Annotated in this window: 7 protein-coding genes and 1 pseudogene; 6 read left to right on the forward strand and 2 right to left on the reverse strand. The window is 68.0% G+C overall.

Going from position 1 to position 7,603, the window contains the following annotated elements:
- The first annotated feature begins 285 nt into the window (after positions 1–285).
- On the forward strand, positions 286–732 hold the full coding sequence (locus DKT69_RS31365; RefSeq protein ID WP_146231263.1) for a DUF6896 domain-containing protein: 447 nt from the start codon (positions 286–288) through the stop codon (positions 730–732).
- A 229-nt stretch (positions 733–961) separates the two neighbouring features.
- On the opposite strand, the pseudogene DKT69_RS40300 reads toward DKT69_RS31365, so the two are convergent.
- Positions 962–1,573, reverse strand: a pseudogene (locus tag DKT69_RS40300) (GlcG/HbpS family heme-binding protein).
- Here DKT69_RS40300 and DKT69_RS31380 point away from each other — a divergent pair.
- The 3 genes from DKT69_RS31380 (at position 1,470) to DKT69_RS31390 (ending at position 3,345) form a co-directional block, all read left to right on the forward strand.
- Positions 1,470–2,117 carry a TetR/AcrR family transcriptional regulator gene (locus tag DKT69_RS31380; protein ID WP_109805047.1) on the forward strand — a complete coding sequence of 216 codons (648 nt, stop codon included), beginning with the start codon at positions 1,470–1,472 and terminating at the stop codon, positions 2,115–2,117. The pseudogene DKT69_RS40300 and the gene DKT69_RS31380 sit on opposite strands and share 104 nt — an antisense overlap.
- Positions 2,118–2,273: 156 nt before the next feature.
- Positions 2,274–2,771, forward strand: a complete 498-nt coding sequence (locus DKT69_RS31385; RefSeq protein WP_109805048.1) for a DinB family protein — start codon at positions 2,274–2,276, stop codon at positions 2,769–2,771.
- A 139-nt stretch (positions 2,772–2,910) separates the two neighbouring features.
- Positions 2,911–3,345, forward strand: a complete 435-nt coding sequence (locus DKT69_RS31390; protein ID WP_109805049.1) for a hypothetical protein — start codon at positions 2,911–2,913, stop codon at positions 3,343–3,345.
- Between the two features lie 564 nt (positions 3,346–3,909).
- Here the strand turns inward: DKT69_RS31390 and DKT69_RS31395 are convergent.
- Complete coding sequence (locus DKT69_RS31395) at positions 3,910–4,938, reverse strand: helix-turn-helix transcriptional regulator (RefSeq protein WP_109805050.1); 1,029 nt, start codon at positions 4,936–4,938, stop codon at positions 3,910–3,912.
- On the opposite strand from DKT69_RS31395, the gene DKT69_RS31400 reads away from it, so the two are divergent.
- Positions 4,885–5,988 (forward strand): MDR family NADP-dependent oxidoreductase, encoded by a 1,104-nt coding sequence (locus DKT69_RS31400; RefSeq protein ID WP_201749959.1) that lies wholly within the window; start codon positions 4,885–4,887, stop codon positions 5,986–5,988. The genes DKT69_RS31395 and DKT69_RS31400 overlap by 54 nt on opposite strands.
- Positions 5,985–7,046, forward strand: coding sequence for a winged helix DNA-binding domain-containing protein (locus DKT69_RS31405; protein ID WP_109805052.1), 1,062 nt, complete (start codon positions 5,985–5,987; stop codon positions 7,044–7,046). The genes DKT69_RS31400 and DKT69_RS31405 overlap by 4 nt, the downstream gene beginning before the upstream one ends.
- The last annotated feature ends 557 nt before the right edge of the window (positions 7,047–7,603 follow it).

The following is a 7,603-nucleotide window of genomic DNA, read 5'->3' on the forward strand; positions in this document are numbered from 1 at the left end:
TCACAACCCAGCGGGCAGGTCGTGGCTTTCCCAGCACCCGCACCGGGGGCCGGCAGACCCTGACCCGACCGTCGCTCGCCACGACGGCCGGCCCGGACCGCCTCGCTCTTGGGGCTGGCCGCCAGCAGGGTCGAGGTGAGAACCACCAAGGTCACGTGCGCTGTCATGCCGCAAAGCGCTCGCTAAGCGTTACAGCAGGCGGTGCTCCCGGCGTCCCCCGCCGATGGCCGGTGTCCAGTGACCCGCGCGATGATCACGCCTGGGCTGGACGCGGATACTTGGCGCATGGCCCGGGTCGCTTCGGCAGTTGACGCCGTGCGGCGGTTCGCCGCCGCCCTGCACGACATCCGTGGTCGACTACTCGCCGATCTGTCCCCTATCGCAGACATCGCCGATCTGCTGGCAGCGGTCCGCTCGCGTCGCGAGTTGCCCTGCGAGGGCGTTACTCGCAGCGGAATCGCGTACACCGTCCATTGGGCGGGGTGCCGGATGATCAGCTCCGACGGCCGTGAGGTGGACGTCGACCTGGTTACCGACCCCTTGCTCGGGCGCGACGTTGAAGCATTCGACGCCTGGCGAATCCGCTGGTTCCTCGACGAGGCGGCCGATGACGGCTACCGCCATGAGGACATCGTCATCGCCTGTTCCCACCTTGCCCGCGAGGGTGCCCTACGCGAGGTGGTTGAAGGCCGCTGGTTCACGCTGCCGGACACTCTGGGTGGCCCTGCATGAGCCGTCCACACGCGCAACCCACCCGCCGTCCGTCTTGAAGCAGCGCACTCGCACGTATCCGGATCTGCCGCTGGTCGGGCGCTGACAGCCCGCCGAGCGGGGCACGTCCGACTCTGCCGATGTGCGTGCGCGCCGCTTAGGTGTCTGTGGCGTCGGCGGACAGTGGCGGTCACGGATTTACCCGGTGGCCCGACCACAGGTCGCTCCGGCGCTGGCGGCCCTGGACGGGCTAATTGCCAGCGGCGAGTCCGGCAAGTCCCGCTTCGGCGCACTCGTCGTCTTGTTGCGGCAGTCCGCCGCTGACTGCAATGGCGCCCAAGGCGGTGTCGGCTCGCCGGTTCAGCATCGAACCCGCGCCAGCCAGGATCGGCCGGCCCGCCGCCCGATCGATCTAGCTGAAGAGGGCGGGCCATGCCTCCTGCATCTGGCGCAGTGCCGCGCCGTCGCGACGGATCAGAGCCACACTGGCCGCTTTGTGCTTGGCAATTTCGGCCGACAGCGGCGGCGCGCCGTCCATGCGGCCGAGGGCCTGCAGGTGGCCGCCCTCATCGACGATGGCGACCGTGATGTGGGTGCCCAGATCCATGGCCCGCTGATGCGCGCCGTTGATCAGCTCGTGGGCCTCGCGGAGCGTGAGTGGCATGACTCTCCCTTTAGTGGACGGCTGTCCTTGCATGGATGACTGTATTCTCATGGTCGACCGTAGCGCAAGATCCCACGACTGGAATGATCTGCCCATGGACAGCACGCCCACTACTCGTTCAGCCGCTCCTCGCCGCCCGAATGCCCGGGGCCAGGGTGAGCTGCTGCGGGAAGAGATCGTTTCCTGTGCGGTACACATGCTCGACGAGCTTGCCGACGATGAAGCGCTGTCCCTGCGCGCGATCGCGCGCGCACTATCGATCTCTCCGACCTCGGTCTATCTGTACTTCCCGGACCGCGATGCGCTCGTGCTGGCCGCCATGCAACGCTGCCACGAAGACATGCTGCAAACCGCTTCCGGTGCGGAGGCGAGGTACGAGGCCCCGGCGTCGCGGCTGCGCGCGCGGATCCTGGCACAGGCGGCCTGGGCGCAGGAACATGCCGGCCTCTACAAGGTGATGCACGAGAGCAAGGCCAGCCGACGTCCCGGCATGCCGTTCAAAGAGGTACTGCTGGCACGGACCGCGGCTGCCATACAGGAGTGCATGAATGCCGGGGCCGCCCCGCCTGGTGATCCACTCACCCTGGCGCTCGATCTCCGTGCCGCGGTGATCGGCATGCTCTCGCTACGGATCAACGAGCCCAACCTGCCGTGGCCACCCCTCGCGGAGCAGGTCGACCGATTTCTTACTAAGCTCGTCGGACTCCCACCACCGACGCAGACTGACGACCGTGGTCTCTGATCAGCGGAGTCCTACCCGCCACACCGATCGGCGCCGGCTTCCTGATCTGCCGCCGAGCGGGCGTCAGGGCCGCACCCGCGAGACCGACAAGTCAGCCGACCGCTCGTGCCGATGTCCGCTAGTTGCTCCTGGGCGGCGGTCTGGAATGCTTCGCCCATGCCTTCCTACCCGCCTACCTTCGCCGACCAGGTCGTCGCACAGCCAGCCCGTGCCCAGTTCGAGGCGTTCCTCGACGAGCACCGCGGCGCGCTCAACGGCTGCTTGGACGGGCTGACAGAGGAACAGGTGCGCCGATCGTTGGTGGCCTCCCGGACCACGCTGCTGGGTCTTGTGAAGCACGCGACTTTCGTCGAGAAGGTCTGGTTTGACGAAGCCGTCACGTGCCGGTCGCGCGCTGAGATCGGCATCCCTGCGACGTCAGACGAGTCGTTCATCCTCGATGACAACGACACGATCGCCACCGTCCAGCACGCACACCGCGAAGCCTGCGAAGCATCACGCCATGCGACGCCATCCCTGGGTCTGGACGACATCCTTCACGGGCACCGGCGGGGCCCGCTTCCGCTGCGGTGGGTGTATCTCCACGTGCTGCGCGAGCTCGCCGAGCACTGTGGGCACGCAGACATTCTTCGAGAGCAGCTCATCAACGAGTAGTGCGCGGACGTCCGCTCATGCCGCGAGGCGTGCGCCGCAGAGAGACGGATGCCGAGCAAGCCCGACCGCGACGAGAACGGCTGCCCATACTGGCAGGGCTGGTTCGAGCAGGCGGGTGGAAGACAAGGGGCGGCAAGGGATGACCACCAAGATCGTCCAACTGTGGGCCGAGGGTCTCGCGCCGGGGTGGGACGGCCTCTACCGGGCGGACGGGTCTGCACGCGCCGTCGAGATGGGCGGCGGAGCGAGGCTGGACTGGTTCGATCTCGGCCCGCCGCTCGACCTTGACGTCATGCTGGACGAGGACCCCGACAACGTAACCCACGTCGGCCTCCTTCGCGGCGCGGACGCCCCCATACCGGGCGGCTCCGGTTACGTCTGCGGCGGCGACGGAGCCCACGGCTCCGAAGGCTTCTTCGCCCGGCTGGACAAGGACCGCAACCTGATGTGGATCGCGGCGCTGACCGACTCCAACCCGTTCGAGAAGGCGGAGGTGCACGGCTGGCTGGCCACGTTCACCAACAACTTGGGCAACTCGGTGACGGTCTACCTCAACCATCCCGACTTCGCCTGAGCCTCTGGCGCATCGGCAACTGGTGGGAGCAGGCCCCGGGTCCGGTGGCGCCACCTCGTACCTGCTGAACGCGGGATGGTCGGCGCCGGGCGATGCCGGACGTGGAAGGCACCGCGAACTGTTACGCCGTCTCCTTGAGCATGGTGCGGCTCGGATGACGCGGTTGGGCCGAGCACCCATCGGCTGCGGTCCGGGGCCACGGACCGTCACGATGCCTTGGCTACGGGCATCCGGACCTGCCGAGATGAGTTCGTTGCAATCGAGGTGGATTGCATGGCTTGAGCTAGGTCTGCCAGCGCTGGGGTTAGCGTTACGCCTGTGAACGGTCGCCGGCATGTCCGTTCTCGTTGACAGGCGGGGAAGCAGCGGCAAGGTTGCTTTGGACGACCCTCGTTGTGGGTGGTCGTCGCCCAGCAGCCGCCGCGGGTTCACGGAGGGTGTCGCGGTTATCGCGGTGACCTGTTCGCCCGGCCAAAACGTGGGCATGTAGGTTGCCGCGGATCTTGTCGGCTCAGTGGCGTAGGCGAACGCGCTGGTTCTCAGTCCGATGTTGCGCCGTCCTTCTCAAGATCCTGTCGCTTCTTCGGTCGGTGGATTGCGTCGTCGGGTTGGTGCGGTGTCCGTTGGGAGTTGGTCCGGGGCTGATCCTTGTGCGGCTCGGAGGAATCGGGTTCCCCAGTCTCGGAGGTGGTCGGTGAATTCCGGGGGGCTGAGCACCTCGAATTCAGCGCCGATGTTGCCCAGTGCTTGGGTGGGCCAGTCCATGCTGGCGGATACCATGGTGAGACGGCAGTGTTGGCTGTCGATGTGTTCGATCGTGCCCCATTGCCCGGCGACCCGGCGGACGTGTTCGGCGGATGCGTGGACCAGGGCCTGCACGGTGTGTGCTGGGGGGACGCCGGTGGAGGTGCGCACGAACTGGGCGGCGTCGTCGGCGGGAAGGGGGCGTGGACGGAATCTCGTTCCGGCGCTGCGCGGGTTGGTCAGTCGGTCGAGGCGGAAGCTGCGCCAGCCGTGTCGGGTCAGGTCGTAGGCGGCCAGGTACCAGCGGCCGCCGAGCGCGACAAGGCGGTGGGGTTCGACTTCTCGTTCGGTGTCGGGGCCGCCGCGTGCGGTGTAGCGAAATCGCAGCCGTTCCTCGTCCCGGCAGGCTTGGGCGATCACCGTGAGCACTTCGGCGGGCACGACCGGTCCCGCGGCCGTGGGCGAGATGGTCATTGCGCGTAGCGCGTTGACCCGGGCACGGAGACGCGGCGGGAGGACCTGCACCACTTTGGTCAGCGCGCGCACCGCCGCGTCTTCGATCCCGGCGATTCCGCTCTGGGTGGCGTCGCCCATGCCGACCGCCAGCGCGACGCCTTCCTCGTCGTTGAGCAGCAGCGGCGGCAGGACCGCACCGGGTGCCAACTGGTAACCGCCGTCGGTGCCTCGGGAGGCGTGCACCGGGTAGCCGAGTTCCCGCAGCCGGTCGACATCGCGGCGCAGGGTGCGTTCTGAGATCCCCAGGCGGTCGGCCAGATCGGCGCCGGACCAGTGGCGGTGAGTCTGCAGCAACGACAGCAGCCGGAGCGTTCGGGAACTGGTGTTGGCCATGTCGCGATCTTCGCACGGGCTTCCGGTCAGAAAGTGACCGGAAGTCGGTCTAGCGTCATTCTCATGATCACTCGTGAGATTCAGCTGACCACCCAGATCGCTGGCGTACCCGGCCGGGAGCATTTCACCGTTGTCGAGACCGAGATCGGCGGCGAGGTCGTCGTCCGCACCGACTACCTGGGGCTGGCCGCCACATACCTCGAGCTCATGCGCTCCGACTGCCAGCTGCCGATCCCGGCCTGGCAGCCGGGCCAGCGCATCGGCGTCACGGCCATCGGCACGGTGCTGTGGTCGGCCAGCCCGGATCTGCGGGAGGGCGACCTGGTCCAGTCGATGAGCGGCTGGAGTACGCATTCCGCCGGGCCGGCCGCCTCGTATGTCAAGCTGGACCGCGACGCGTACCCGGATCCGAGCTACCACCTCGGCCAGGGACCGACCGCCTACTACGGCATGGCAGACGTGGCCAAGGTCGGCCGTGGCGATGTCGTGTTCGTCTCCGGCGCGGCCGGCGGCGTCGGCTCCCTGGCCGCCCAGATCGCCCGCAATCTGGGCGCCTCGAAGGTCATCGGCAGTGCGGGCAGCCAAGCCAAGGCGGACTACCTGGTCCGCGAGCTCGGTATCGACGCCGCATTCGACTACCACCAGGATCCGGTCGCCGCACTGAAGGAACTGGCACCCGAGGGAATCACGGTCTTCTTCGACACCGTCGGCGGCACGCTCTACGAGGCCGCGCTCGAGGTCGCCGCGCCGGGAGCGCGGTTCGCGTTGTGCGGATCGCTGTCCACCCAACTGGGTGCGGCGGCGCAGCGATTCCCCGAACCCGACCAGGCTGCCGCCGCAGCCAAGGGGATCGAGCTGCTGCCGTTCTCCTGCTACCACACGCCCGACCAGATCGCCGCATGGCACACCCACTTCAGGGCCTGGCTCGACCAGGACAGGTTCGTCTTCCCGCAGACGGTCGTCGAGGCCGGCATCGACGCCGTGCCCGATGCCTTCCTGTCGCTGTTGCGAGGCGGCTACCGCGGCAACGTTTCGTTGCGGCTGGCATGACGCTGCTGTCGCGACGCGCCCTCAACCGGGCACTGCTGCAGCGCCAGTTCCTGCTGGAACGCACCGACCAGGTGCCGCTTGACGTGATCCGGCGTCTGGTCGCCCTGCAGGCACAGGAACCGAACTGGCCCTACGTCGGGCTGTGGAGCCGGATCCGCGGGTTCACCCACGCCGACCTGACCACCCTGCTGGCCGATGGGCAGGTCGTGCGCTCCAGCCTTCTGCGCAGCACCCAGCACATCGCCGCAGCCGACGATTTCCGTCGGCTGCGGCCCCTGCTGCAACCCGTCCTCGACCGCACCGCGAACTCGCCGTACTTCCGGCGCAACAGCAACCGGCTGCCTACCGAGACGCTGATGGCCGACGGACGTGCGCTGCTGGACGCCGGACCGCTCGCCCGTAAAGAACTCGCCCAACGCCTCGCCGCCCGCCACCCGGGCCGCGACGGCCGGATCCTCGCCGGCGAATTCGAACTACGCACCCCGCTCATCCACGATCCCACCACCGCATCCTGGGGCAGCTGGGGTAACCGATCTTCCATCACCGTCACCGCCCTTGCGGCCGACACCATCGAACCCACGGCGATCCACGAACTGATCCGCCGCTATCTCGCCGCCTTCGGACCCGCCACGGTGGCCGACGTCCAGGCATGGAGCGGGCTAACCCGGCTCAACCAAGTCGTCGCGGACATGGGCATCGAACTACGCCACTACACCGGACCCGACGGCCAGACCCTGCTCGACCTGCCCGACGCGCACCTACCCGACCCGCACATCCCAGCGCCCGTGCGACTGCTGCCCGCGTACGACAACGCCCTGCTGGGCCACGCCGACCGCACCCGCATCATCAGCGACGAAGACCGCAAGCAGGTCATGCCCGGCCGGGCCCTGGTACGCCCCACCATCCTCATCGACGGCTTCGTCCGTGGAACCTGGTCCTTCACCGGAGACGACATACGACTCATCCCGTTTCGGCCTCTTCCAACCGCCGAACAGCAAGCCGTCAACGACGAAGCGAACCGGATGCTGCCCTTCCTCAAGCACCGACGAGCGTCATAGCCCGCACCCGATCAGCCGACGCCCGCGAGCCATGATCCTGTGCGCACATCTGCCGCCGACCGTGCGTGTCGTGTCTCAGCGCGCGGTCACGCTGAGCAAACGGCAGCCTCGGTGCTGTTCCATGAAGACGTGCCAAAGCGAAGCGCCAAGGCGCCCGGGCGACCCCGCGGTCGCGCGCCGGGATCGGGGAGCACGTGGGGAGCAGTGGGGTGCTCTGAACGGCGTTGAACTGCATCCAACAGCACGCGACGGCGCTCAACTGCACCCGCCCCCACCTGCGGCTGCTCATTACCGCAGGTCATCCCTGAAGGAGTGGGGCCGTGTCAACCCGCGACCGTCGGGGTGGTTGTGGCCGGTTTCTGCCGGTTTCCCGGCTCGGTGCAGACAAGCGCCAGCGAGGGGTCGGGGTCAAGGCTCGACCGCAGGTCGGCCCCGTCAGGGGCTTGGCCTTGATGCCGGCTCCGGGTGGCGCATGATCGTGGCGCCGGGAACAGGGGGTTCGGTTGTGGGGGCCGTCTCTCCAACGTCCGGTGTGGACGAGGTGGCAACTGTCAGAA

It is taken from the genome of Micromonospora sicca (assembly GCF_003172935.1).
Classification (GTDB): Bacteria; Actinomycetota; Actinomycetes; order Mycobacteriales; family Micromonosporaceae; genus Micromonospora; species Micromonospora sicca.